The sequence below is a fragment of the Pseudoalteromonas sp. meg-B1 genome (genome assembly GCF_003173795.1).
Classification (GTDB): Bacteria; Pseudomonadota; Gammaproteobacteria; order Enterobacterales; family Alteromonadaceae; genus Pseudoalteromonas; species Pseudoalteromonas undina.
The window spans coordinates 280,479-305,495 of record NZ_QGQU01000001.1 but is presented as its reverse complement, the minus strand read 5'-3'; the positions used below and the strand labels follow the sequence as shown (position 1 = coordinate 305,495).

The 25,017-nt window shown below is 39.3% G+C and carries 23 protein-coding genes; 12 read left to right on the top strand and 11 right to left on the bottom strand.

Annotation, left to right across the window (positions count from 1 at the left end; translation table 11 throughout):
• The first annotated feature begins 13 nt into the window (after positions 1 to 13).
• Positions 14 to 1,201, top strand: coding sequence for a diguanylate cyclase (locus tag DK924_RS01430; RefSeq protein WP_258306394.1), 1,188 nt, complete (start codon positions 14 to 16; stop codon positions 1,199 to 1,201).
• Between the two features lie 65 nt (positions 1,202 to 1,266).
• Here DK924_RS01430 and DK924_RS01425 read toward each other — a convergent pair whose 3' ends face one another.
• Entirely contained in the window at positions 1,267 to 1,794 is a 528-nt protein-coding gene (locus DK924_RS01425; protein ID WP_109874160.1) for a hypothetical protein, read from the bottom strand.
• A 283-nt stretch (positions 1,795 to 2,077) separates the two neighbouring features.
• On the opposite strand from DK924_RS01425, the gene DK924_RS01420 reads away from it, so the two are divergent.
• Together DK924_RS01420 and katG are read left to right on the top strand one after the other, a co-directional pair.
• Positions 2,078 to 3,418, top strand: a complete 1,341-nt coding sequence (locus DK924_RS01420) for an L-cystine transporter (RefSeq protein WP_109874159.1) — start codon at positions 2,078 to 2,080, stop codon at positions 3,416 to 3,418.
• 308 nt (positions 3,419 to 3,726) lie between these two features.
• Positions 3,727 to 5,994 carry a catalase/peroxidase HPI gene (gene katG / locus DK924_RS01415; protein ID WP_109874158.1) on the top strand — a complete coding sequence of 756 codons (2,268 nt, stop codon included), beginning with the start codon at positions 3,727 to 3,729 and terminating at the stop codon, positions 5,992 to 5,994.
• A 61-nt stretch (positions 5,995 to 6,055) separates the two neighbouring features.
• On the opposite strand, the gene DK924_RS01410 is transcribed toward katG, so the two are convergent.
• Positions 6,056 to 7,936, bottom strand: a complete 1,881-nt coding sequence (locus DK924_RS01410; protein ID WP_054201876.1) for an MFS transporter — start codon at positions 7,934 to 7,936, stop codon at positions 6,056 to 6,058.
• 233 nt (positions 7,937 to 8,169) lie between these two features.
• On the opposite strand from DK924_RS01410, the gene DK924_RS01405 reads away from it, so the two are divergent.
• From DK924_RS01405 to DK924_RS01395, 3 genes are all read left to right on the top strand, one after another.
• Positions 8,170 to 8,949: a DUF2189 domain-containing protein gene (locus DK924_RS01405; RefSeq protein ID WP_008111401.1), complete on the top strand. Its 780-nt coding sequence runs from the start codon at positions 8,170 to 8,172 to the stop codon at positions 8,947 to 8,949.
• A gap of 172 nt (positions 8,950 to 9,121) precedes the next feature.
• Positions 9,122 to 9,541: an HPP family protein gene (locus tag DK924_RS01400; RefSeq protein ID WP_010387564.1), complete on the top strand. Its 420-nt coding sequence runs from the start codon at positions 9,122 to 9,124 to the stop codon at positions 9,539 to 9,541.
• A 157-nt stretch (positions 9,542 to 9,698) separates the two neighbouring features.
• Positions 9,699 to 10,061: a DUF2237 family protein gene (locus tag DK924_RS01395; protein WP_075169796.1), complete on the top strand. Its 363-nt coding sequence runs from the start codon at positions 9,699 to 9,701 to the stop codon at positions 10,059 to 10,061.
• Between the two features lie 33 nt (positions 10,062 to 10,094).
• On the opposite strand, the gene corA is transcribed toward DK924_RS01395, so the two are convergent.
• Positions 10,095 to 11,051 (bottom strand): magnesium/cobalt transporter CorA, encoded by a 957-nt coding sequence (gene corA, locus DK924_RS01390; protein ID WP_010387561.1) that lies wholly within the window; start codon positions 11,049 to 11,051, stop codon positions 10,095 to 10,097.
• 347 nt (positions 11,052 to 11,398) lie between these two features.
• On the opposite strand from corA, the gene dps reads away from it, so the two are divergent.
• Together dps and DK924_RS01380 are read left to right on the top strand one after the other, a co-directional pair.
• The gene (dps, locus tag DK924_RS01385; RefSeq protein ID WP_054201878.1) at positions 11,399 to 11,923 is read left to right on the top strand and encodes a DNA starvation/stationary phase protection protein Dps; all 525 of its coding nucleotides are present in this window, start codon (positions 11,399 to 11,401) and stop codon (positions 11,921 to 11,923) included.
• Between the two features lie 254 nt (positions 11,924 to 12,177).
• Positions 12,178 to 12,630, top strand: coding sequence for a c-type cytochrome (locus DK924_RS01380; protein WP_055012955.1), 453 nt, complete (start codon positions 12,178 to 12,180; stop codon positions 12,628 to 12,630).
• Between the two features lie 54 nt (positions 12,631 to 12,684).
• Here the strand turns inward: DK924_RS01380 and DK924_RS01375 are convergent, their stop codons facing one another.
• Entirely contained in the window at positions 12,685 to 13,395 is a 711-nt protein-coding gene (locus tag DK924_RS01375; RefSeq protein WP_109874157.1) for a VC0807 family protein, read from the bottom strand.
• A 297-nt stretch (positions 13,396 to 13,692) separates the two neighbouring features.
• Between DK924_RS01375 and DK924_RS01370 the strand changes: the two genes are divergently transcribed.
• Positions 13,693 to 15,018 (top strand): MFS transporter, encoded by a 1,326-nt coding sequence (locus tag DK924_RS01370; protein WP_109874156.1) that lies wholly within the window; start codon positions 13,693 to 13,695, stop codon positions 15,016 to 15,018.
• An 84-nt stretch (positions 15,019 to 15,102) separates the two neighbouring features.
• On the opposite strand, the gene DK924_RS01365 is transcribed toward DK924_RS01370, so the two are convergent.
• Together DK924_RS01365 and DK924_RS18805 are read right to left on the bottom strand one after the other, a co-directional pair.
• Positions 15,103 to 15,813, bottom strand: a complete 711-nt coding sequence (locus tag DK924_RS01365) for a hypothetical protein (RefSeq protein WP_010387555.1) — start codon at positions 15,811 to 15,813, stop codon at positions 15,103 to 15,105.
• Positions 15,814 to 15,893: 80 nt separating this feature from the next.
• Positions 15,894 to 16,049 carry a hypothetical protein gene (locus DK924_RS18805; RefSeq protein ID WP_258306392.1) on the bottom strand — a complete coding sequence of 52 codons (156 nt, stop codon included), beginning with the start codon at positions 16,047 to 16,049 and terminating at the stop codon, positions 15,894 to 15,896.
• 224 nt (positions 16,050 to 16,273) lie between these two features.
• Between DK924_RS18805 and DK924_RS01355 the strand changes: the two genes are divergently transcribed.
• Genes DK924_RS01355 through DK924_RS01345 form a run of 3 tightly spaced genes read left to right on the top strand, consistent with a single transcriptional unit; the run spans position 16,274 to position 18,115 of the window.
• A complete protein-coding gene (locus tag DK924_RS01355) occupies positions 16,274 to 16,906 on the top strand; it encodes an energy transducer TonB (protein ID WP_109874155.1) in 633 nt (210 codons plus the stop codon).
• Positions 16,907 to 16,920: 14 nt separating this feature from the next.
• Positions 16,921 to 17,505: a sigma-70 family RNA polymerase sigma factor gene (locus DK924_RS01350; protein ID WP_109874154.1), complete on the top strand. Its 585-nt coding sequence runs from the start codon at positions 16,921 to 16,923 to the stop codon at positions 17,503 to 17,505.
• The gene (locus DK924_RS01345) at positions 17,498 to 18,115 is read left to right on the top strand and encodes a hypothetical protein (RefSeq protein WP_109874153.1); all 618 of its coding nucleotides are present in this window, start codon (positions 17,498 to 17,500) and stop codon (positions 18,113 to 18,115) included. The genes DK924_RS01350 and DK924_RS01345 overlap by 8 nt, the downstream gene beginning before the upstream one ends.
• A gap of 93 nt (positions 18,116 to 18,208) precedes the next feature.
• Here the strand turns inward: DK924_RS01345 and DK924_RS01340 are convergent, their stop codons facing one another.
• The 5 genes from DK924_RS01340 to DK924_RS01320 all read right to left on the bottom strand — a co-directional run bounded on the left by DK924_RS01340 (position 18,209) and on the right by DK924_RS01320 (position 24,950).
• Positions 18,209 to 19,528, bottom strand: a complete 1,320-nt coding sequence (locus tag DK924_RS01340) for a reverse transcriptase domain-containing protein (protein WP_109874152.1) — start codon at positions 19,526 to 19,528, stop codon at positions 18,209 to 18,211.
• Positions 19,525 to 20,097, bottom strand: a complete 573-nt coding sequence (locus tag DK924_RS18905) for an SLATT domain-containing protein (protein ID WP_109874151.1) — start codon at positions 20,095 to 20,097, stop codon at positions 19,525 to 19,527. The genes DK924_RS01340 and DK924_RS18905 overlap by 4 nt, the downstream gene beginning before the upstream one ends.
• A gap of 524 nt (positions 20,098 to 20,621) precedes the next feature.
• Positions 20,622 to 21,998, bottom strand: coding sequence for a Na+/H+ antiporter NhaC family protein (locus DK924_RS01330; RefSeq protein WP_109874150.1), 1,377 nt, complete (start codon positions 21,996 to 21,998; stop codon positions 20,622 to 20,624).
• 107 nt (positions 21,999 to 22,105) lie between these two features.
• Positions 22,106 to 23,764 (bottom strand): penicillin binding protein PBP4B, encoded by a 1,659-nt coding sequence (gene pbp4b / locus DK924_RS01325; RefSeq protein WP_109874149.1) that lies wholly within the window; start codon positions 23,762 to 23,764, stop codon positions 22,106 to 22,108.
• A gap of 10 nt (positions 23,765 to 23,774) precedes the next feature.
• Positions 23,775 to 24,950 (bottom strand): exo-beta-N-acetylmuramidase NamZ domain-containing protein, encoded by a 1,176-nt coding sequence (locus DK924_RS01320; protein ID WP_109874148.1) that lies wholly within the window; start codon positions 24,948 to 24,950, stop codon positions 23,775 to 23,777.
• Positions 24,951 to 25,017: the final 67 nt, after the last annotated feature.

The following is a 25,017-nucleotide window of genomic DNA, read 5'->3' as shown; positions in this document are numbered from 1 at the left end:
TTTGGAGCATAGGTTGTTAAAATTAGCAGGAGTTAAATCAACTTCTTTGAGCCTTTTAGGTCTATGTGGCTTATTTTTATTATTAGTTCAGTTTCAAGCTCAATGGCAAAGTAAGCTCTCTCTTATTAATAATCTTGTTTATCCATTACTGGTTATTACTGCTGTATTTGCTACTCAGTTTAATCGAAGTCGAGTTGCACTACTATGCGCATTTTGGGTGCTTTATTTATCTTCATTAGACTACGCTTTACCATGGTCTGACTGGCTTAAAGCGCAACCTGACTGGACCTTATTATGCGCTACAAGTTTATTAATGCTATTGGCAGTTATAAAAGATAGAGCGCTCTTATCAATACATACTGTAACTCGCAGTTTACTCGTTATTGTCTGTGGCGGTGCTGCATTTGCTTGGTTAGCACTGAGCCAACACTTGCAAGAACTAACAATACAATCTTCTTTTTATACTCAGCTGCTTCCTTATTTACACATTGTTTTACCGCTTTCAATAATTGGCGGCTTGCTTATTTGGCAAAGCTTAAGAGCCCATAACCTGACTCAAACCGCCTTATTAATTACTTTTATTGTGTGGTGCCTTAATCAGCAACACATTATTGATTTTCCTTGGTCTGTAATAGCCGTGCTTATGGCCTCTTTGTATTTATTGGCAGTAAGTACAGACTCTTATTATTTAGCCTATAGAGACGATTTAACCAGCTTACCAACGCGACGAGCACTTAATCAGCTTGCTTTATCATTAGGGCGAAAATACACCGTTGCTATGCTCGACATTGACCACTTTAAAAAATTCAACGATACCTATGGCCACGATATTGGCGACCAAGTGTTAAAGCTAGTGGCGGCTAAAATGGCTGGCGTTAAAGGGGGTGGAAAAATTTACCGCTATGGCGGAGAAGAGTTTACGGTGGTGTTCCCGCGTAAAACAGCCGAGCAGTCAATCCCTGAACTAGAAACACTGCGCGAAAATATTGCCACCTACGACATGGTGATCAGAAACCCAAAACGAACCGATAAGAAATCTCGTAAAGGTAAACAGACAAGCGACCACAAAACGGTAAACGTGACAGTTTCTATTGGTGTAGCGCAAAGAGCGGCAAAACAAAGCTTTGATGAGGCATTAAAAAATGCCGATCTAGCCCTTTATAGAGCTAAAAAGAAAGGCAGAAATAACGTAAGCGAGTAGTACTTTTAACGTGGCGCGCTAACTTAATAATGGCGTGCCCAAAAGCGGCTAATTTAACCTGTAGTTTATTGCTTTTCCAAAACCGCTTTTAAATTATTTAATGCCGATACAGAAAAACCACGGTCGTAAAAGTAAATTATTTTGCCACTCTCATCAAGCAGTATCACACGGCTGTTATTAGGATTTTCGTTGCCAGTAAATGCCTGAACTTTATCGCCATCTTCGTAAATTGTGATCACCCCACCCCACAACTCTTTTGGGATCCCTTTGCGCATACCGCTATCAATTAAGGTACTAAACATACGAGGAACCATCCCCTGAATGGTTGGCAACTCATAGGCAGTCACATCAACTGCACTCATATCTAAACCAATAAGCCAACGATCAATATCAAACTGGCTATCTTGTTTATATCCAATTAATAACAACGTATTTGGGTTATTAAAATCATCAGGAATGGTGAATGACTGTTGCTCTAAGCTTTCTCCGCTAACGGTGGGAAATTGCTTACCCAGTAATGCTTGGTTTGGATATTGGGTTGAACACCCGCTAACCACTAAAACCATCACCAGCGCCATTATTGCCTTTAACATACCTTTACTCCCTATCTTTAAATAAAACTAAAGTGAACACGTTGACCAATTAATTCGTATCAGACTTACGCTTTAAACAAGGCTTACGATCTATAGTAAGTCCCATAATTTGAAGAAAATACAATCATATGGGCTGATTTTTTTCAATAATGTGCTCATTCGTTATACTTTAATATTATTACTATATTCATTTTAATTCTATCCCATAGCGAAAGCGTATTTTGTTAACGTCTTACAAAGCGTTAAAGTGCCGCGCTAATTCACAGCTATAAAAGAGGGTACCATGTCGCTTGCTGTATTATTAATGTTGGCATTATTTGTCGGTTTGCTGTTCGCCATCTATCTTGTTTCGCAAAAAAGCAGCTCTTTATCTCGTACCGTTTTATTTGGTTTAGTGCTTGGTAGCGCCTTTGGTTTAGCCCTACAGTTTTTGTTTGCCCACTCCCCAGAAACCATTAAAGAAATACTCAGCTGGGTAAGCATAGTAGGTAAAGGCTATGTCGGGTTACTAAAAATGATCATTATGCCATTGGTATTGGTCTTTATGATTGCCGCTGTGGTTAAGCTTGAGAACCAAGGCTCGCTAGGAAAAATATCCTTTATTAGTATCTCTGTTTTACTGTTTACCACCGCAATTGCTGCGCTAATTGGTATTGCTGTAACGTATGGATTTGACTTGAGCATTGAAGGGCTTGTTTCGGGTACTCGTGAAGCCGCTCGAATGGACACCCTACAAAGCAAAGCCGCGAATGTAGCCGACTTAAGTGTGCCGCAAATGCTACTGAGCTTTATCCCTGAAAATCCCTTTGCAGATTTAAGTAATCAACGTTCAACCTCTATTATTGCCACGGTTATATTTGGTGTACTTGTTGGTATAGCTGCACGTAAAGTAATGCTTGAAAAAACAGAACTTGCTAGCCCAATTCGTAACGGTGTAAACGCCCTACAAGCGACAGTAATGAGCTTAGTTCGCATGGTAATTGCATTAACGCCTTATGGTGTTGCGGGCCTAATGGCAAGCGTTGTGGCAAACTCTAGTAGTAGCGATATTTTAAATTTACTCGCCTTTATTGTGGCCTCTTACGTGGCTATTTTACTAATGTTTGTTGTGCATGGTTTATTGCTTAGCTTAGTGGGCGTTAATCCAAAAAATTACTTTGAAAAAATTTGGCCTGTGCTTACCTTTGCTTTTAGCTCACGTAGCTCAGCGGCATCTATTCCTATGAATGTTGATGTGCAAATTAACCAGTTAAAAGTGCCACCTGCAATCGCTAATTTATCGGCTTCTTTTGGAGCTACCATAGGTCAAAACGGTTGTGCTGGTATTTACCCTGCTATGCTTGCGATGATGGTTGCGCCAAGTGTGGGGATTGACCCACTTACATTTGAGTTTATTTTACCGCTAATTGGTATTGTGGTTATTAGTTCGTTTGGTATTGCAGGTGTTGGCGGTGGTGCTACTTTCGCAGCGTTGGTTGTATTACCGACCATGGGACTACCTATAGAGGTAGTGGCTTTACTTATTTCTATTGAACCATTAATAGATATGGCGCGCACTGCACTCAATGTGTCGGGCTCTATGACCTCAGGTGTGATCACCAGTAAATTAATTAAAACTCAATAGCACTCACTTTAATCTAATAGCCCAGCCTACGCTGGGCTTTTTTATGTCTGCCCCTCTTTCAAAGCTCTTTAGTGATTTGTTTATTTAATCATTTAACTTTAATGAATCATTTTTATAGATTGTATCAATCGCTTTATTTCACACACGGTTTTTAGCCTCCTTACTATACTATTCGCACTGCTTAGTGCATTCAGGCTCATTTAACAACAACTTGAATGAAGTTTTAGCCTACTGTTTTTAAATGAGTAGACCCTATTTTTAATACGCTTTGTATATAACGAAATTCGTTAACTTTAAGGAAGCTGACAATGAAAAACCGATCATTTACAAAAAAAGCGCTTGTTGGATTTATAAGTATGGCACTTATGTCTGGCTCTGCTTTTAGTCAAGAAAAACCACAAATGTCTAAGCCACAAGGTGCTGTAGGCATGGGTGAGGCAAAAATGGGTGCAACCAGAACCAACCAATTTTGGTGGCCAGATCAACTTAACCTATCTCCTCTTCGCGATCATGATCTACGTTCAAACCCTTACGGTAGTGACTTTAATTATGCAGAGGCATTTAACAGCCTAGATTTAGACACTGTAAAAAGTGATATCGACGCTCTGCTAACCCAATCTCAAGATTGGTGGCCGGCAGATTTTGGTAACTATGGTCCATTTTTTATTCGTATGACCTGGCACAGTGCAGGTACCTATCGTACGCTTGATGGCCGTGGTGGCGCTGGCGGTGGTCAACAACGTTTTGAACCGCTTAATAGCTGGCCAGATAACGTAAGCTTGGATAAAGCGCGCCGTTTACTTTGGCCAATTAAACAAAAATACGGTGAAGCCCTTTCATGGTCAGACTTAATCGTATTAGCCGGTAATGTTGCCTTAGAAAACATGGGGTTTGAAACCTATGGTTTTGCTGGTGGTCGTACTGACGATTGGGAACCAGACATGGTTTACTGGGGTCCTGAAGTAGAAATGCTTGCCAGCGACCGTGAAGATGCCAGCGGCAAACTAGAACGCCCATTGGGTGCAACACACATGGGTTTAATTTATGTAAACCCAGAAGGGCCTAAAGGGGTTCCTGATCCTATTGGCTCAGCTAAAAATATTCGTGTTGCGTTTTCTCGCATGGCGATGAACGATGAAGAAACCCTAGCACTTATCGCCGGTGGTCACACCTTTGGTAAAATGCATGGTGCGCACAAACCTAAAGACTGTGTAGGTGCAGAGCCTGCTGCAGCAGGTATTGAAGAGCAAGGTTTAGGCTGGAAAAACAAATGTGGTAAAGGTCACTCTGAAGATACTGTATCTAGTGGTTTAGAAGGCGCATGGACACAAGCACCTACTCGCTGGTCATCATTATACTTAAGCAACCTACTTAACTTTGAGTGGAAACAAACTCGCAGTCCTGCTGGCGCTATTCAGTGGATCCCAACAGATGAATCATTACATAAGTCAGTACCTGATGCGCACGTTAAGGGTAAATTTAACCCACCGGTAATGACCACTGCCGATTTAGCATTAAAATTTGATCCTGAATATCGCAAAATTGCTGAACGCTTTTTAAATGACCCAAAAGAGTATCAACTTGCATTTGCTAAAGCATGGTACAAATTAACTCACCGAGATATGGGACCACCACGTAACTTTTTAGGTAAAGAAGTACCAAAAGAAGACTTAATTTGGCAAGACCCTATTTCAGCAGAGACTAAATCAAACATTGATGCTGGTGCAGTAAAAGAGCTGAAAGCTGCTATTTTAGACTCGAACCTAAGTGTACCTGAGTTAGTACGTGTGGCATGGGCATCGGCTGCCAGTTACCGTGATTCAGATATGCGTGGCGGAGCCAATGGCGCACGTATTGCGCTAGCACCACAAAAAGATTGGGCAGTAAATAATCCAGCAGAAACCACAAAGGTACTTAAAGTATTAAAAGCGATTCAAGCTGACTTTAACGACAGCTTATTTAGCAAAAGCCATGTATCGCTTGCTGATTTAATTGTGCTTGGTGGTAATGCAGCGATTGAAAAAGCAGCCAAAGATGCAGGCTACTCAGTAGACGTGCCGTTTAATGCTGGCCGTGGCGATGCTACACAAGCGCAAACTGACGTTAATGCATTTAACTTATTAGAGCTGCCTGCCGATGGTTTTAGAAACTATTTTGATGCAGATAAGAGCTATAAATCGCCAACTGAAATGCTGATTGATAAAGCGGATCAGCTTGACCTAACAGTCCCTGAAATGACTGTATTAGTCGGTGGCTTACGCTCACTTGATGCAAACTATAAAGGCACTGACTACGGCGTATTTACCGACAAGCCAGGTACACTAAATAACGATTTCTTCGTTAACTTGTTAGATATGTCGACGGTATGGAAAAAATCGTCTGATGCTGGCATTTATCAAGGCTTTGATCGTCAATCAGGTGAGCAAAAGTACACCGCCACTTCGGTTGATCTGATTTTTGGTTCAAATTCAGAACTACGTGCAGTTGCTGAGGTGTATGCTTTTGATACATCAAAACAAAAGTTTGTAGAAGACTTTGTTAAAGCATGGACTAAAGTAATGAATTTAGACCGTTAATAACCATTAAGTAACACAACCACAGCGCTGCAATTAATTGCAGCGCTTTTTTATTACTAAGCTACTTTAAAGCAAGTACTCGATCACGTAAGTCATCGGCACTCACATTTTCAGACGCAACCGGCTCACCAATCGCTACGCTTACCAACGACCATTTGGGTCTAGGTAGTCGCCATTTAGTTTTTCGACTAAACATACTGCCCCATAATCCATCTAAATGAACAGGGATAACAGGCACAGGCGTGCGCTGAATTATTTTTTCAATGCCACGGCGAAATACATCAACCTCGCCATCACCGCTGAGCTTTCCTTCAGGAAAAATACCCACCAGCTCACCACGTTCCAGTGCTTGCGCAATGTCATCAAAAGCTTTATTAAACGCCTTAGGATTTGATTTTTGACTATCGATAGGAATGGCTTTGGCCATTTTAAATAACCAATTAAGTGCCGGTGAATAGTAAATAGGAGCAAATACAACAAACCGAATAGGCCTAGGTGACGCCGCTAAAATAAACATCCAATCAACAAAGCTAACATGATTACTTACAACCACCGCAGCTCCTTCATCGGGAATATTGAGCTGGCCTTTAGTGCGCACACGATACATACAAATCGCTAAAATATAGATAATAAAACGTAAGAAAAACTCCGGTACTTTGGTGTATATGTACAGCGATATTAGTAAATTAAGCCCTGCTAATAACAACAGTAATTGTGAAATATCCCAGTGTAATAGCGTTAAAGTAACAATACTTAAAACGGCGCTGCCAACCATAAACAATGCGTTTAATACATTGTTAGCTGCAATTACTCGTGAACGGCTATCGGGGTGAGTACGCTGCTGAATGAGTGCATACAAAGGTACCGTATAAAACCCTGCGGCAATACCAATTCCTGCCATCCAAACAAAATGCCATAGCATATCGCCAGTATTAATTACTTGCTCAAGAGTAAGCTGCAACTCATTAACTAAACGGTAAGATTCAATGCCAGGTTCTTGACTTAATAAATATAAAAATAAGGTAATTAACAGTGCACCAAAAGGCACAATACCCAACTCAATACGTGAGCGCGATAGCTTTTCACACAATAAAGATCCTAATGCAATACTCAACGAAAACACCACTAAAGCAGCCGTCACCACCAACTCATCGCCTCCCATTACATGTTTTACGTAGTTAGGAAGCGCCGTTAGTATCACCGCACCAATAAGCCAAAACCAGCTGATCCCTAATACTGACTTACCCACCGACTCGGTTTGTGCGTTAAGCGCATTAAAAACACTTTTGGTTGAAGTAACAGGGTTAATCGATACTTTTAAGTTAGCATCATTGGCTGCACTTTTAGGAATAAATCGACTGCTTAAAAAGCCAATAACCGCAAGGCTTACTATTGCGATACTGATATAAATAGGGCCCGCTGTTTGGGTTATATAATAGGTGCCAAATACCGTGCCCAATAAAATTGCTACAAAAGTACCCGACTCCACCAGTCCATTCGCTTTAGTTAGTTCATTTGGGGCCACATGCTGCGGTAAAATAGAGTACTTAAGCGGTCCAAAAAAAGTGCTTTGTAAACCCATTAAAAATACAGTACCTAACATTAACCAAACCTGCTCGGTTAAAATCGATACTACGCCCACCAGCATAATAGGTATTTCGCAAAACTTTACGATGCTGATTAGTTTTGATTTTTCCAACTTTTCTGCAATTTGCCCAGCCATGCCTGAAAATAGAAAAAACGGTAAAATAAATAATCCTGCCGCCAAATTAGAATAAAAGGCACCATCAGCTACCGTAGCAGCCTGAAAAATTAAAATAAGTAGGATTGATTGCTTATATACATTGTCATTTAAAGCAGAGAAAAACTGCGTCACAAACAGAGGTAAAAACCGTTTGCTACCCAGTAAAGATCCTTGAAATTGTTGTTTATTTTCCTTCATTACGGTCTCTTAAAATTAGCTTCAGGGCTTAGATTACCACTGTGGAAAAGAAATACGAACCCACTTTTTAAGTACGTGCTCAAACATATATTTAAATAAACAAAATAGCTAACCCAATAAAAATGACTAACAAATGAACAATGCGACTAAATCAATCGTATAAGTTGTTTATGAGTTGTAAATAAAACATCTATGTTCTAAACCTAAAAGGTGACTAAAAAAGGAGCATCTTTATGCCAACTACAAACACAATAGACAAAGACACTAAATTCGCACGTTGTTTAGAGTGCAACAAAGTAAATACATTTGCCGCTTTTCATTGGCTTTCGTTAGCGTTTAAAGATATGGCGCGCGCGCCCATGTTGAGTTTAATTTACGGTTTAATCTTCACGCTTATTCCGGTAGCGATTGTTTACTCTGTTGTACTTACCGACAGCCACTTAGCTATTTTACCTGCAACCGTTGCTTTTGCTTTAATCGGTCCGGTATTCGCCGTTGGCCTATACGATGTAGCCTGGGAGCTTGAGAAAGGCCATAAACCTACATTAAGCCATTCATTAAAATCAATGTTTCGTAACCCTGTAGGTGAGTGGGGTTTTGCGGTATTACTCATGGTAATTATGATTATTTGGATGCGCCTAGCTGCAATCGTACATGCATTATACCCAAACCATGTAAACCCGACCTTTGAAGAACTTTCTGCGTTTTTAACTATAGGCAGCATTATCGGTGGGATTTTGCTGGTCAGTGTGTTTTCAATTTCTGCATTTACGCCGCAAATTATGATGGAAAGACGCGTTGATATAATGACCGCAGTCGTTTCTTCAATCCACGCAGTTAAAGAAAACTTTGCAGCCATGGTAGTATGGTCAATTTGTATATTTGTACTGGTAGCGCTTGGCTTTGCTGCAGGTGCCGCTGGATTTATTATTATTATGCCACTACTTAGTTACGCTAGTTGGCATGGATACATTGCTGTTATTAAAACAAAAACACCACGTGGTTATGAATAATATTTACCTGTAGTTTTATCACTTAATTAAATGCTTTTTGGCATTTAATTAAGTGTTGCCTCTTCTCCCTCAGTTTATAAAATCCGTAAAAACCTTGATCTGAATAAGGTGCAAAGCTTAAAAATAGCGCTAATATAAGCTGATACACCACAGATAATATAAAGGAATAAACATGAGTCAAAACGTTACAGACTTAATGACACCGAACCCATTTTCAGTGAACGTAAAAAGCACTTTGCATGACGCACATAATTTAATGAAAGAAAAAAACGTTCGCCATATTCCTGTTATTGACGAAGACGGCGCATTTGTCGGTATGCTCACACAAAAAATAATGGTCGCCAAAGTCATGGGTATCATGGCAACGTTTGGTGCTAATGCATTACAACGCAAAGAAAAACTCACAAAAGTAGAAGATATTATGGTGAGTGATTTTATTAGTGTAACCCCAGAGCAGCCGCTATCAGATGTCGTTAAATTTTTTGTAGATAATCGCCACGGTTGCATGCCCGTTGTTAGCGAGCAAGGTCAGCTAGTAGGTATTTTAACGTCTTCTGATTTTGTACGTTTAGCTGCAGCACTGCTCTCGTAAATATTCTTCTTTAATGAAAACTGTATTTAGCTTTGCCAAATGCAGTTTTTACTCACTTAACAGATATATAAAATTAACAGCATAGATAGCTAAGTCACTAACAGCCTGTTATGGTAAACACCCTGCTTTTAATGGTTATTACAAGGTAAGTTTTCATATGGCTAATCAATTAAATGTACTAGGAACTCGCTTACAACTTTGCTGTGGCAACGGTGGCTATACCCGTGAGGGATTTTGTTATGTACCAGATTCAGACTTTGGCAATCATAGTGTATGCGCCATTATGACCGACGAATTTTTGCAGTTTTCCAAGGCGCAAGGCAACGATTTAATTAGCCCTAATCCTTTGTATGATTTTGCTGGTTTAAAAGCTGGCGATAAGTGGTGCTTATGTGCGACTCGTTGGTATCATGCCATTGCTGCGAACGTTGCTCCTCCTGTGGTACTTGAAGCGACAAACCAAAAAGCGCTCGACATTATTCCGCTTGAAGTATTAAAAGCACATCAGTATCCCGGTTAATGATTTGAGCGCTCAGCTTGCAACATTAAAGTATTACAACCACCCTTTATGTTTAAAAAATAAATAAGGTGCGAAGCCCGACAGCAACATAATGCCAATTGCAAATGGATAACCCCACTCCCAATGTAACTCTGGCATTATATTAAAATTCATACCATACACACTAGCCACTACTGTAGGCGGTAAGAAAACCACTGAAGCAATAGAGAAAGTTTTGATAATTTGATTTTGCTCAATATTAATAAAGCCCTGCGTTGAATCCATCAAAAAGTTTATTTTATCAAACAGAAAGGTACAGTGTGACATTAAGGTTTCTATATCAAGTACGATTTCTCGAAGTGACTCGCGCTCATCATTTTGCGCGCCTAAACGACGTATTAAAAACGAAATATTGCGTCGAGTATCCATTAAACATAAACGCACTTTACCATTAGCATCTTCTAAACGAGCTATGCGACCAACCGCTTCTTCTAGGTCTGAGTTATCTTCTTCAAGTACATATGCGCTAAGCTTCTCTAATTGATGATGCATGTCTTCAAGCATATCAGCATGGTTTTCAACTTTTTGATCAAATAAAGTAATTAATAACTGTTTTGCCGTATCACATGCCACCTGACCTTTGCGCGCTCTTAAACGCAATAGTCTAAAGTCAGCCAGTTCTTCATCACGAATAGTAAGTAAGCAATTGTTTTGCAACAAACAAGCTACAGTCACAGTATTGAACCGTCCTTCGTTAGGTGACATAAACAATGCATGTACATGCAAACCTTCGCTATCGATAAAGCACCTTGACGACGTTTCAATCTCTTCTACATCGACCGAATCAGGAAAAGTTATATTGAGCGTTTTTGCAAGCGCATTTTGCTCCTGCGGTGTTGGATTAATAGTATCAATCCAATGTGCATTCCTTATGGATACTTCAACAGGAGTATCGGGCAACGGCTCTAACTCTTTGATCACTCCTTGCTCGATGGAAAAAAACCTCAGCATACACTTCTCCTTTAATAGATCTTTGGGTTGAGTATATGTAACAGATCATTAATCAACAATGATAATACCTCCATTAGAACAACTATAAAGAGCAAGCTATTTGCTAACAATTTTTAGTACTTCGATTTTGCAGAATTTACAAAAAAGTGCATATTTTTCATACCCTTTGAGCTAAACACTCCTTAAAAGTTTATTAAATAAAAATTAAACTCTTAAATTTCAACTACTTAAATCAAATAATCTATCGGCATGCCCATTGCTTCTATTAGTACAAGACGTGTTCGTTATCGCAATTAAAACACTCACTTGAGTAAAGCGAACACTATTTTAAAATAGCAGGAGGAATAATGAGTAACAGTAATAATGCAAACAAAGTCGCTGAATTTACCGCTCCCGGTGTAGAAAACGAATCAGCAAATAAAGCAATATCTGTTCTAGAAGATCGCATGGTAGCGCTAATTGATTTACAGCTAACTTTAAAACATATTCATTGGAATGTAGTAGGTCCAAACTTTATTGGCGTACATGAAATGCTAGACCCACAAGTTGAAACCGTGCGTGAAATGACCGACACCATAGCAGAACGTATTGCCACTTTAGGCGGCGTTCCGGTTGGTACACCAAAATCGATTGTTGATCGTCGTACATGGGAAGATTACGCTATCGGCAAAGGCTTGGTAACCGAGCACTTAGCTGCATTAGATAAAGTATATAATGGCGTTAACGGTGATCACCGTAAAGCTATTGAGTCACTCGGTGAGCTTGATCCGGTATCTGAAGATATGATCATTGCGCAACTTGCAGAGCTTGAGCAATATCAGTGGTTTGTGCGTGCCCATATAGAATCATCTACGGGTCAATTGAATAGTTAATATTTATGGTAAACGTTTAATTTACGAAGCCCAGCAAGTTGCTGGGCTTTTTCATGCTTGTAATGTTTCATTCCATCATTAATTATTATTCAACTCTTTAGTTATTCTCCTTGAGCATATATGCACAACAATTAGGCTATTCGCCACTCTTTGACTACACTCAAATTAGGCTATTTCTTAAAAGAAGCATTTGTTGACGCAAATGAGTTTGCGTTAGTAATGCGTAAAATTAATTTGAGAATACAGGAGCTCTAATGAAATACACTCTACTAATCGTGTGTTTAATTGCACTCACAGGCTGTGATAAAGGAGTTGATTCTCCACGAGGTTTTAGCTTGCCAGAGGGGAATGCAGAACAAGGTAAAGCCGTGTTTTTAAAATATAAGTGCTTGGCATGTCACACCCTTGCAGGCGTTGAAGATAGCAGCGTAACAAAACATGACGATATTTCTATTAAGCTAGGAGGTAATAAAACCAAAATAATTACTTATGCTGAGCTGGTCACGTCAGTAATAAACCCCTCACATCGGTTTTCTAGGCCTTATAGACCCGACGCCAGAAATGAAGATGGCAGCTCAAAAATGACGGTATTTAACGATACCATGACCGTATCTGAACTCACCGACTTAGTCACTTTTTTACAACCAAACTATAAACTTATTCCGTACCACAGAACTAATTACCAACTTTACTCTCACTACAAGTAAATATTGATAGCAAAAAAAAACCGTTGCTAAACAACGGTTTTTTATGCGTTATATCTACTCGGCATTAACCATTTCTTCAAACTTCATACCGGTCAGCTTGGTCAGCACTTTAATCACATAAATAAAAATTCCAATCAGCATTACCATAGATGGAATCGCGATCACTGGATAACTCAATAGCGTCATTTCACCAAGTTGCTCGTTAAATTCCACGCTACCTGCTGGGCTAGTAACAATCCATTTAGCTAAGAGGTAATTCATCGTTGATGAAAACACAAAGGTCAGCGCTAATAAGTAATTTGCGTTAGTAATTTTTTGTTTAAAGTTTTGCGTATTGCCGCGCTCATCAAGGGCATCGTAAATAGTGTCTAACTTAAATAAAAGTGAGTTTAATAAGAGCTTGGCTAGCAAGGGTTTACCAAAAAAGCCCGACATCAACACGGTAAAACCAATGATTGCTGGTATAGCCGCTTCTTTAATTGCTAACCACTCAACATCAAGCTCAAACAGCGCAATACCACCGGTAAGCAAAGTACTTAAAAAGCCCAAAAGTGAAATAAAATTTAATGAGCCCGCTTTTATAAAATCATAAATACCGTAACTAATAGGGAATATAAGCGCCACAATTAAGCCAATCACGCTGCCTAAATATTCAGGCCCTGAAAATTTCATTAAAATGACTGAAGGTATGATGATATTAAATACGATTTCGATAAGCGGATTATTCTTTTTACGCTTATTTATAGCTTGATTAGCACTGGTCATTTTTAATTCCAAAAAATATTACTGCTGCCATTAGCTCCTCTCTAAAGAGTAAGTAATGCTGAAAATTATCTTTATGCATAATACCCGCAATACACTCGCTATTCTAGCATCGCACTTAACCGTCCGATTTTTTAGATCGCTATTTAATCCAAAGCTATTTTTATCAATAAATAATTTATCGGCCGCTCTATATTCTTATACTAAGTGTTCATTATTACAGAGCACATTTTTTACAGCTTGGAAAACCTTCATGCTTGCTCTAGTATCTAGTTGTCTTAGCTCATAATTTGCATCTTAATGAAATCATTTCCATCACTGTATTTTGCCAATTTATTTTTAATTATTGGTACCGGCTTACTTACAACCTATTTAGCCCTTTACTTAGGTAAACAAGGCACGTCTACGTTTTGGATAGGCCTAATGACCTCGTGTTATTACCTTGGCTTATTACTGGGTTCAAAACTTGGCTATCATTTAATTAAATCGGTGGGTCACATCAGAACCTTTGCAGCAAGTACTGCGGCGGTTACTGCCTGTGTGGCCGCACACGGAGTAAGCGACAATCTATATATATGGTTAGGCCTTAGACTTTTTGTTGGCTTAGGGATGATGTGTAATTACATGGTGCTAGAAAGCTGGCTAAACGAACAATCAGCGCCTGAATCTCGCGGGCGAGTCTTCTCTTTTTATATGATCACCTCTTACTTAGGTATGATTTTAGGCCAACTAGCGCTCGCACAATTTCCTGAGCTAGGGTATGCACCGCTATTTTTAGTATGCATGGCGTTGGCTATCGGTATTATTCCAATTTCTATCACTCGTAGAATTCACCCAAAATCGTTAAAACCGATAAAAATGAGCCTGTTTGATTACGCTAAAAAAGTGCCACAATCGCTTACTGCGGTGCACTTTGCAGGCATTATCAATGGTAGTTTTTATGGCCTAGCGCCTATATTTGCTAAGCTATCTGGCTTTGGTGCCGCAGAAATTGCTATTTTTATGTCGGTGACTATTTTTGCTGGTTTGCTAGCCCAGTGGCCAATGGGGATGCTCTCTGATCGCGTTCGTCGTAGCGTATTAATTCGAACTAATGCAGCAGCTATCGGTGTTGTAAGTTTAGCATTGTTTTTATTGCCTACTTCACAACTAACAGCTTACATACTCACTTTTATCTTTGGTTTATTTGCGTTTACTTTATATCCGCTTTGTTCTGCGCTAGCTAATTCGCGGGTTGAGGACGAAGAGCGCGTAGGCGTATCATCTGCATTATTAGTCGCTTTTGGCGCCGGTGCAGCAATAGGCTCAACAGTTAACGCACAGCTGATGACCTACTTTGGTCACCAAGCATTGTATGCGTCAATTTCGCTATTAACCGTGGCTATGTACTTACTACTAACCTTTATTAACTCTAAACAAAAAGTTGAACAGCCAGAACCCAGTGATTATGTGGTCGGTACATCCGATGTTACAAACTCGCCACTGGCCGCTACGATGGATCCGCGCATTGAAGAAACTACCGCGCAAGATCAAATGCTGGTTGTAGATGAAGAAGAAGATGAATTTTTTGAGCATCCCCAAGGGGAGCTGTTTAAAGATCTTCACGAAGATGACGTGAAAAATTAACTTATACTGCTTTTAATGCTTTCAAAACACGCTAAGCAAACATCAATTAAGGGAGTAATTATACTCCCTTAATTGTTTTAGCTTTTAAGCAAACCCTGTTTCAATATCTCGAAAAGTCCACTTTCCATTTGGATCTGCAATATCAATTAACTCGCATGCCTTTTTATTCCATGCAGCCAAGCAAGTAATATAATTTGTTAGTTGGTGATATGCACGATCAGGGGCGTCAGGGCGAATTCTCGACATAGTAAACCCTGAATAAGTAGCACCGCTTCCCACCCAGCTCACAATTGAAGAAGCAACACTACCACCAGGAACAGCAAAACCAACAGTTGTAGTAACAAGGCCTAAAATAGTTGCCGCTTTCTCAACACTATTACCTGTTTTCATAATATCTTCGTTTATCACTGGGTGTAATAAAGCTAATAAGTTGATTGCTTGGGGCTGATTTGAAGCAATAGCAACATCGTTAGATGTTTTTGCAACACTACCGGGTGCCGAAGCTCCCCCACGCATAGCAGGAAGTAAGCTATTAAAAGATTTTTGACTATTATTACTGGTAGAAAAAACAACGGACTGTGTCGTTAAGCCACCGGCTTTAACACGCTTTTGATCCCTAGGTGTTACAGTAGATTTATAGGTGCGTTGTAAGCGGCGATAAACCGCAGCACTGCACTGTGTCATTTGGATTGCCAAAGCGGCTTGCTCTTTGAAAGCCCGCCCAATAGCGCGCTCAGAAAGTTGAGTTAGTTGCGCTTTTTTCTTCAGCACATTTTGACCAATGATAATATCCACAAAAATATCCTTATTTATTATATGATAAGGCCGATTCTAGCATAATGCTAAGCAGAGATAACAGTTCAAAAAGAAAAACCTCATTGGCTTATCTGTGGCTTAAGATCGTTTAAATCTAAATGGATAGTCATTTCAAAATTATCAGGCTGCACAGCAACATCACTCAAACCTGTTCTCGCAAAATAATCTTCAAAGTCTTGCTGATATTTAGCCGAAAACTGCGTATACGCGGTCATAAACAAACTTAGCTTTTTAGCTATTATTGGATAGGTAACGGCAAGTTCCCGCAATTTTTCAGGTTCAGCAAAGACAAATTCAGCATAAATATTAAAGTCGTTCTCAATATTAGTTTTACTATATTTAGATAAAAACAATTAAATTTTAAAACTATTTAACCCCTTTTCTATTTTTCAGCCGTTATAGCTCTGAAACAACATAATAAGTTAATTTGGAGCGGCTTATGCACACACTTGAATTTCCTAAAAACCCCATGTTCAAAACATCAACAGCTGTTCTTGGCGGTGCTGCGATGACCTTTATTGCATTCGCCTTTATGCAATACTTAATTAGTGGCGAACAAAGAGCACCTATAAAATTGGGTGATGATATTACTGTTGAGATTTTTCAAGCACCAGAAGATAAACAAACCACGCATATAAAAAGAATACCGCCACCACCCACACCTAAAGTGCCGCCTAAAGCACCACCACGTGTAACACCTAGTAATGAGCCAATAACAGCAATAAGCACAGCACCCCCCATAGTAATTGACGGATTTGGTAACGATATGAAGCAAACACTTACCCGCCCTACGGGAGATGCTTCACCCATTGTGCGCATAAATCCAAAGTACCCAACTAGCGCGGCACGTGATGGTATAGAAGGCTGGGTGCAACTTAGCTTTAATATTTCACCCACTGGTGAAGTGATTGATGCCACGGTAGTAAATTCCGAGCCAAAACGCATATTTGATCGCGAAGCACTTCGCGCCATTAAGCGCTGGAAATATCGTCCAAAAGTAATTGAAGGTGTGGCACAATTACAAACAGGTCAAACCGTACAGCTTGATTTTAAATTAGACAGTTCGCAGTAAAGGAATAAGCGCCTATGCTATTGAGTATTAAGTCATGGTTATTTGAAGCGCCAAGCAAAGACTGCATGGCGCGGTATGCAAAAAGTGGCGACAACCGCCACTTAGAGCAGCTTATTGCCTTATACAGTAACGATTTATATCACTACCTAGTTACCCAGTCTAATACACATTTAGCATACGACGTAAGCCAACAAACATGGCTAAAGGTTATTGAAAAGCGCCATCTTTACCAAGCACAAACCACGCCCAAAGCCTGGTTATTTAAACTCGCACGCAACACCCTAATAGACGAATACCGCAAACAGCAACACTTTGTCGAGCTTGACGAAAACAGCCAACTACCTGCGCAAAATCACAATCAAAGTGAATTAACAAGTAGTGACTCACACATAGGCGACACATACATAAGTTATGAAGCGTTTAATGCTGCGCTCAAGCAACTTAGCTTTGTGCAGCGCGAAGCCATCACCTTACAACAAGAAGGCTTTAGCCTTGCCGATATAGAGCTTATAACGCAAAGCAACGCCCAAACCATAAAAACAAGGCTACGCTACGCCAAACAAAACCTAAAACAATTATTAGGAGATCGTAATGAATAAGCCTGATGAGCAGTTTAATGAAAAGCTCACACAACATTATAACGAGCGAAAAGCACGTACCACTCTTTCGCATGCTCAACAACAGGCGTTAAAACACTCCGTAATCCAAAAACAACCTAAAAGGCTTGGCTTTGCCCTGCAACTCACAAGCCTTACCTGCGCACTGGGCTTACTGGCCTTTATAGTGCTCGACAGTAACAACGTGATAAATACTGCCCCTAAAACCGTATTAAACACCATAGACATACACGACTACTCGTTTATATCAACGCATGAAATAGATCAAACAGGTAACTACGCAAGTACCATAACGCAACAAAAACGCGTGCTCGACACCCAACTAGCAAACGACTTACGCCGCCATCAACAACATCACATAGAATACGGCACGCTCGTAAAGGTCGACAACGACTGGTACATAGCCAGCTGTAATGACGAGGTACTCGTACAAATTAAGCAGTCACTGCTCAGTGATTTAAAAGGAAGGCACGCAGTAGAAAGTAATATCAATACCGGTGATATGCTCGCTATGGCGCATAACGGCAAAGGGCAGATTATTGCGCTGAAGCATGTTGGAGCTGGAGCTGGAGCTAAGCAGTGTGGGACTTAAGTAATTTTATAGTTGGAAATTTATATAGAGGTTGACACTTAGTACGAATATATCCTATGGATTGCATTTAATAATGTGAGTATTTCTACAATATTAGCTATTGTCTCTAATATCCTCTTCTAAATCCCTGATAAGATGTCGTACTCTTTTAGTAAATAAAGAATTCACAGTATCGGGGGTTAACGCTTCGATTATCGCAACATCCATGTAGCTTGATAATAAACTTCTTTTCTCTGCTAATGTATATCCATCAAAGTTAATAATATACTTATGATTTTCAATAACATCTCTTGCACACTCCTTATAAGCTTTGGAGAACTTTTTTTGGTTAATAATAGTATTCAACTTCGACTGTTTGAGCAGTTTTTTTACAGTAGCATCAAGTCTATATAAAACTGTTTCATCTTCCATTTGAGAGTAATAAAAAAGCCACCCTCTTCGCTTACCTTCATATATACAACCAGTAATCCTTAAATTTAATTTATTTTCCGTTATATATTTTTTAGCTTGAGGTATATGTTTATGGGCATTTAAAATTTTAGCTATAGAGTTCTCCACCCTCCAAATAGACTCCTTTTTAACCGTAAGCCTACGCTTATTAATCCAATACCCTAAAAAGTCAAAGCTTTCGTTTAAAGACCCAATTTTGGTTTTACTGCCCAAATTATCATAATGGTGACACTCCAATTTTAATGATTCAAAGTCATTTATAATTTTATCCAAAAGTATCTTTGGCTTGCTCTCTTCAGAAAATATCAATATATCATCGACATATCGATTATAAGAAATTAGTGCAGAACTTTTGTATGTATTATCAACATCATTAACATACATTTCTGCTAGGATATTAGAAATTGATAGTCCTTGGGGAACCCCCTGAGTGTTAGCCTTCATACCAGTGGGGTTCGTAAGAGCTTTATTAATTAAATCCCTAGCTTCATTACTTTTAATTTTTTTAAATGCTTTATTTAGCAATAAATCATGTTCAATACTTGGGTAAAAATTTTTTATATCAATTTTGATAAAAGATTTAAAGCACGTTTTTTTGACGTCTTGCTTAATCTTATCCAGCATTATTTGAGGAATAAGTGTTTTTGAACTTTCAGGAAAAATTCCTTGAAGAAATAAATGAAGCGCTTTTAAAACAAGTCGATCTCTAACGGTAGGTATCGATATCACTCTTGGATATTTCTCGGCTCCTTTTGAAATCAACTTTTCCTTATATTTACTAAATTTATATGTTCTGGTGTGGACTTTCCTAATTATCAGATCTATTTCTGATTCATAGTTATATTTTTCATTAGCATTAATTCCATCAACACCAGTAGAAGGAGTAAAATGGATATATTTTAGATAAACATTTGTAAGATTTTCTTTCTCAAATATAGTGTTAAAAAATTTACTTTCATTCATAAAAAAACCACGCTAAAGATGGGAAAAGTATAGGCTAAAGTTATGAATGAAGTACGAATAAAAACATAAACATAAAGCCTTAATACCTCAGAAAAGGATAGATCCCTACTACAGTTTTTATCCGCTTCAAAATGAACAAAATAAAGCATGTCAAAGGATCTGTGGTTCTCTACGGAGTCAAGGAGCTCCTGATAGTCTCCTTGAATCTCGAAAAAGGTATTTTTCGACTCACATAAAGAAAGCTCAGACACTAGCCCTTGCATTGCAATATAATTCTTTTTCAACTTTTCGTATCTAGTTTTTAAATTCAATTGAGGAATGAATAATGAAAGAGTAAAGACGGCCCCAGTAGTAAGAACCATTATTATATCTGTATGCTGATTAAAAAAGTCTGGGTCTTTAATTAAATATACGGAAAAAGAAAAGGTTAGGAAGGAGTACCACACTAGTATTAAATTTGAATGGAAATAATTAGACAGAAGCCTTTCCGAAGCTCTAATCCTGCATTTTCTCGTAAACCAGATTTGATCACTTAAACTACTTATATTTTTACTTAATTTACTATCCATGTAATGAAACTCCCTTAAAAAGCTCAAGATGGGTGTAGATACTATTAGATAACATGTCGTTGAAATTGACATTTTGGTTAAACCAAACACCTAAGTGTAGAGATTAGATTTGCCCACCTATATAAATAAGTGAACCTTGCCTTATAAGACATAAGACAAACTGAAGCTACAACAACTTAACTTCAATCCCATCAAGAGCATCTTTATACTAATTTAAAAAGTTTTTTTCATCAATGATTTAGAACAAAGTTTCATAATTAACTCGAAACACTAGCGTTTAGCTTCTAACTCTTTTACAACAAAATAATGAGTTTTTTATAAGGCTAGAATGTTAAACACCTTTATTTATCTTTATATCCATTATTAGTTATGGACTAACGTCCGACACGCTAACTGCTAAGTGCCTACAAAAATAGTAAATATAGATGGGAGTCTAGTTGGGTTTCGTGTCACTCAACCCAACCTACGTGTAAACAAAAAAGCCTGTAATTAAGCAAGCTTTTGAGTATTTAAATAATCAAATTTCATAACACAATTAAGCTCGTTACTAAGTAAGCTACAAACGTTAGGCCGCCGCCTACTAATGCATAGGGTAATTGGGTTTTAACGTGGGTGAGTAAGTCACAGCCTGAGGCGATGGCTGATACTGCGCTGGTGTCGGATATAGGGGAACAATGATCGCCAAATATCCCGCCGCCTAAAATAGCGCCTACCACCAGCGATGGCGGTAAACCAAGCGCTTGAATAAGCGGTACGCCAATGGGGATAAGTATGGCAAATGTGCCCCAAGATGTACCTGTAGTAAACGACATAACCGCACCGGTTAAAAATAGCACTGGCACTATTAAATATATCGGTAAGTAATCGCCAACCAAAGATGCCACAAACACGCCTGTACCTAGCTCTTTTAAGCTTGCGCCCAAGGTGAGCGAGAGCAATACAATACTTACCAGCGGAAGTAATTCGCCCATGCCTTTAAAGCCAGTATCGACTAATTGGTGGTGGGTAAACTGGCGCGAACCAATCATTAAACAATAGGCCACAACAATAGCCAACACAGTGGCATACAATACTGATTTTGAGCCACTACCCTCGGCAAGTACCCCGTTACCAGTGTAAAACATAAAACCGACCATGCTCACAATCAGCGTAAGTAATGGCACCAACATAAAGCGTGCTTTAGAGCCTTTTACTTCTTCTTTTAGCTCGGTTGTTTGTAGCTCTAGTTTTTGCTCGGCTACTTTCATTGGGCCATGTACTTTATCGAACGCAATGGTATAAAAAACAATAACCAGAGTGATTATGGCGTAAAAGTTATAGCCTACACTGCCCCACAGCACCGATACGGCCGACTCGCCTAATTCGTAATTACCTAACAAACCCAGTACAAATGCACCCCAGCCGTTTAGTAATATTAAAATACATACAGGTGCGCTGGTGCTATCGATTATATAAGCTAAACGCGCGCGGCTCATTTTAAATTTATCGAACAGGCCGCGAGATAAAATACCCGAGGTAAGCACACTTAAGTTTGACTCTATAAATACCGCAACGCCGGTAAACATAGTTAAAAAGCCCACTTGGCGCTTACTTTTCGCAACACCTTTGTTCATCAACAAATTAACGGTAGCAGCAACACCGCCAGATTCGCGAATATAGGCAAGTAAGGCGCCTATTAAAATACTAAAGATGAGTATACGGGTATTACCAGGAGAACTGGCCACAGCAACTATGCGTTCAATGCTATTTAAAAACGTAGTAAATACGCTATTTCCTTCACCTTGTAATGCGAGTAAAAATTCCGATGAAATTACCGCAACAAGCAGCGCCATAATGACTTCTTTGCGCCAAAACACAATAATAATGGCAATCAGCGGTGGCAAAATAGAATACCAATGCATAAACAAACCTTTTTAATTTTTATAATAAACGCGGCTTTAACAGCCTTGGTTAGTTAATAGTAAGCAGTTAACTTAATAGATTTACACCATTAAGTCACTCACTGAGTTTACTGATTTAACAGCGCCTCATAAATTAATGAAACAATAGAACCATATTGAGCTGTTTCAAAGTTTTTACCTACAAACTGATAACGTTTTTCACTACCTTTAATTGGTGAATGGCGTGCATTGGTAAGTAAAACAATAGCTAAATCGTAAGCGGGATCAATCACAGTTACTGTGCCAGTCCAACCTGTGTGTCCATAAGCTTGTGGGCTGGCATACGGGCCAAAGTGCCAGCGCCGCGCTTGATTATTTCCTGCAAGACGAAAACCTAAGCCGTAGGTTTCATCGGTACTTTGTGGGGTTAAAAACTGCGCCAAACTACTGGCATTAAAAATTTGCTTATCGCCGTAACCGCCCTTGTTGAGTAACACTTGGCATAAAACGGCTAAATCGGGGGCATTACTAAATAGTCCTGCATGGCCTGCTACACCATCAAGTGAGTAAAAAGCACGCTCATCATGCACCTGTCCTTGCAACACATTGGTGCGAATATTATCAAAATGAATACGGCCATCGCGGGTATTTCCACTTAGCTCCGTGGCGGCAAACTGCTGACGATTAAAGCCTTTTTTAAGCGGGTTAAATAAAGTGTTGTTAAGCTTTAAAGGCGCGTAAATATGCTGCTCTAGGTATTCGTCGAGTGGTTGGCCGCTAATGCGCTCAATTAAAACACCTAAAATCATGTAATCAATATCAGAGTAAACATGCTGAGCGCTTGGCTCACTGGCTAGTGGTACGCTGGTAAGTAGTAATTGTTTAGTGGTCTCGCTGGCTTGTGAAAAAAACGCTTCGCCATAGCGGGTGTCTTTTCGATGAAAATCAAACACCGGTGGGTAACCGGCTTTATGAGTGAGTAAGTCTTTAACTTGGCGCAGCTCTCGTCCATCGCCTTGGTATTCTGTTAGGTAATCACTCACTCTGTTATTTATGTTTAATTGCCCTTCGCTTACTAGTTTCATTAACGCAAAGTTAGTAGCAAATATTTTTGTGTTTGAGGCTAAATCAAAGAGTGTATTTGTTTGCATGGGCTCTGGGCGTAACAACATTAAGTCATTTTGCTGATATTGCTTGGCATCACCATAAGCGGTTAATTTTAATATCTTACCCGCTTTAATTACCGCTAATACCGCACCAGGAAAGCCCGCACTTACATCTTTTTCTATTAGCTTATCTACCGCACTAAAATCAATGGTTTTAGCCGCTGAGCTATTTAGAGTAGCAAAGGCAAATCGCAGCGTTAAACTGCCGTCAGCAGGTTGAATGTTATCAACCTTAAAAGTGTTAACTCCGTTGTGAGTGTACTGCCCTAAATTAAAGGCATACTCAGTATTTTTTTGCAGGGTATCAAGCGCTAACTTTTTATTATTAATATAAATATCGGCACTTAAGGTACTTTCATTTTGTAGTAATAATTGCCCACGCCCTTTATACGCTTTAAATGTCCCACGATTATTTACATATTCTCGGCTACTGGGGTTTGCATCTGGAAAAGTAGCAATAACTTGCGCATTAGCGAGGCTCTGTATTTGATTAGGAATAAACGGGCGCTGAGATTTAATTGCACTGCTTGCGCCACTGCAACCGGTAATAATAAAGCAAAGCGTAATTGTCAGTGCGTTAAAAAAAGTACGCTTTGCTAACACGGAAAAATTTAAATACACACTCATTCCTTTATTGGTAGAGCAAATAAGGCGCTCTTTGCTGTTTAAATTGCTCAAGCCCCGCTTGCCAACTTTGCTTAATTTCCTCAGCTGTTCGCCCCGCTTCTATGGCAAGTCTGAGCTGATCAGTTCCTGCGAGTTTATCCATAAAATCGGCACGTTCAAAAAACACCTGCTTAGCCTGTGTAAGCTGCTGGTAAGCATTAATTAAATAATTTAAGTTTAAGCCTGTGATATTACTATGGCGTAAATCAATCCCTTTCACCATTTGGTCTTTAAATTTAGGATTAAGCGCTGCGCCTTTTATTGAACGCGGGGTAAAGCTAAAGTCCCCAAGTGCTACTGGTGAATAACCAATAACCTGAAAGGCAAAATCAGTTCCTCTACCTATGCTAACAGGGGTTGCCTCAAAAAAGCACAACGAGGGATACAGCGCTATTGATTGATCGTTGGGTAAATTAGGGCTTGGCTTTACCGGCAAACTGTATGGCGTTGTGCGGGTATAGCCTGCAACAGGGATCACGTTTAGCTTTAAATCATGAGCTTGATTGATCCAGCCCTCGCCTTTGATCATTTTAGCTAGCTCGCCTACCGTCATACCGTGTAATACAGGGATTGGGTGCATACCCACAAACGATTTAAACTGCGGCTCTAAAATTGGCCCGTCAATGTGGCTAATATTAGGATTTGGCCTATCAAGTACTATAAATTCAACACCTTGTTCAGCCGCAGCCTCCATCATGTAATGCATAGAGCTAATGTAAGTATAAAAACGTACGCCCACATCTTGAATATCAAAAATAATGATATCAACATCGCTAAGCACCTTGGCGCTTGGTTTTTTGTTTTTACCGTAAATAGAAATCAGTGGAATACCGGTTTTGCTATCAACGGCGTTTTTAACATGTGCTCCCGCATCATGATCGCCTCGAAAGCCATGCTCAGGTGCAAAAATTTTAGTGATGTTGATGTTTTTAGCCAGCAAGCTATCAACCAGATGTGTTTGACCCACGACAGAAGTTTGATTAACCACCAGCCCTACACGTTTATTTTTTAATTGCGGTAAGTACAAAGCAAATTGCTCTGCACCAACGGCGATTGCATGTTTAGCCTCATTTGCATGTGTAGCAACAGTAAAAAGTGCGCTTAAAATAAATAAGAATATAAAAAATACGGTTTTAAACATACAGCAAGATCCTTTTAAACAAGACGTTCAAAATAACACAGCCGAGTTTAAAGAGCAGCTTAGGTTT

Bases quoted from the DNA above. Each gene is read 5' to 3' on its own strand.
- DK924_RS01425 (WP_109874160.1), bottom strand. From the start codon at position 1,794: ATGTTAAAGGCAATAATGGCGCTGGTGATGGTTTTAGTGGTTAGCGGG.
- DK924_RS01420 (WP_109874159.1), top strand. From the start codon at position 2,078: ATGTCGCTTGCTGTATTATTAATGTTGGCATTATTTGTCGGTTTGCTG.
- katG (WP_109874158.1), top strand. From the start codon at position 3,727: ATGAAAAACCGATCATTTACAAAAAAAGCGCTTGTTGGATTTATAAGT.
- DK924_RS01410 (WP_054201876.1), bottom strand. From the start codon at position 7,936: ATGAAGGAAAATAAACAACAATTTCAAGGATCTTTACTGGGTAGCAAA.
- DK924_RS01405 (WP_008111401.1), top strand. From the start codon at position 8,170: ATGCCAACTACAAACACAATAGACAAAGACACTAAATTCGCACGTTGT.
- DK924_RS01400 (WP_010387564.1), top strand. From the start codon at position 9,122: ATGAGTCAAAACGTTACAGACTTAATGACACCGAACCCATTTTCAGTG.
- DK924_RS01395 (WP_075169796.1), top strand. From the start codon at position 9,699: ATGGCTAATCAATTAAATGTACTAGGAACTCGCTTACAACTTTGCTGT.
- corA (WP_010387561.1), bottom strand. From the start codon at position 11,051: ATGCTGAGGTTTTTTTCCATCGAGCAAGGAGTGATCAAAGAGTTAGAG.
- dps (WP_054201878.1), top strand. From the start codon at position 11,399: ATGAGTAACAGTAATAATGCAAACAAAGTCGCTGAATTTACCGCTCCC.
- DK924_RS01380 (WP_055012955.1), top strand. From the start codon at position 12,178: ATGAAATACACTCTACTAATCGTGTGTTTAATTGCACTCACAGGCTGT.
- DK924_RS01375 (WP_109874157.1), bottom strand. From the start codon at position 13,395: ATGACCAGTGCTAATCAAGCTATAAATAAGCGTAAAAAGAATAATCCG.
- DK924_RS01370 (WP_109874156.1), top strand. From the start codon at position 13,693: ATGAAATCATTTCCATCACTGTATTTTGCCAATTTATTTTTAATTATT.
- DK924_RS18805 (WP_258306392.1), bottom strand. From the start codon at position 16,049: ATGACCGCGTATACGCAGTTTTCGGCTAAATATCAGCAAGACTTTGAA.
- DK924_RS01355 (WP_109874155.1), top strand. From the start codon at position 16,274: ATGCACACACTTGAATTTCCTAAAAACCCCATGTTCAAAACATCAACA.
- DK924_RS01350 (WP_109874154.1), top strand. From the start codon at position 16,921: ATGCTATTGAGTATTAAGTCATGGTTATTTGAAGCGCCAAGCAAAGAC.
- DK924_RS01345 (WP_109874153.1), top strand. From the start codon at position 17,498: ATGAATAAGCCTGATGAGCAGTTTAATGAAAAGCTCACACAACATTAT.
- DK924_RS01340 (WP_109874152.1), bottom strand. From the start codon at position 19,528: ATGAATGAAAGTAAATTTTTTAACACTATATTTGAGAAAGAAAATCTT.
- DK924_RS18905 (WP_109874151.1), bottom strand. From the start codon at position 20,097: ATGGATAGTAAATTAAGTAAAAATATAAGTAGTTTAAGTGATCAAATC.
- DK924_RS01330 (WP_109874150.1), bottom strand. From the start codon at position 21,998: ATGCATTGGTATTCTATTTTGCCACCGCTGATTGCCATTATTATTGTG.
- DK924_RS01320 (WP_109874148.1), bottom strand. From the start codon at position 24,950: ATGTTTAAAACCGTATTTTTTATATTCTTATTTATTTTAAGCGCACTT.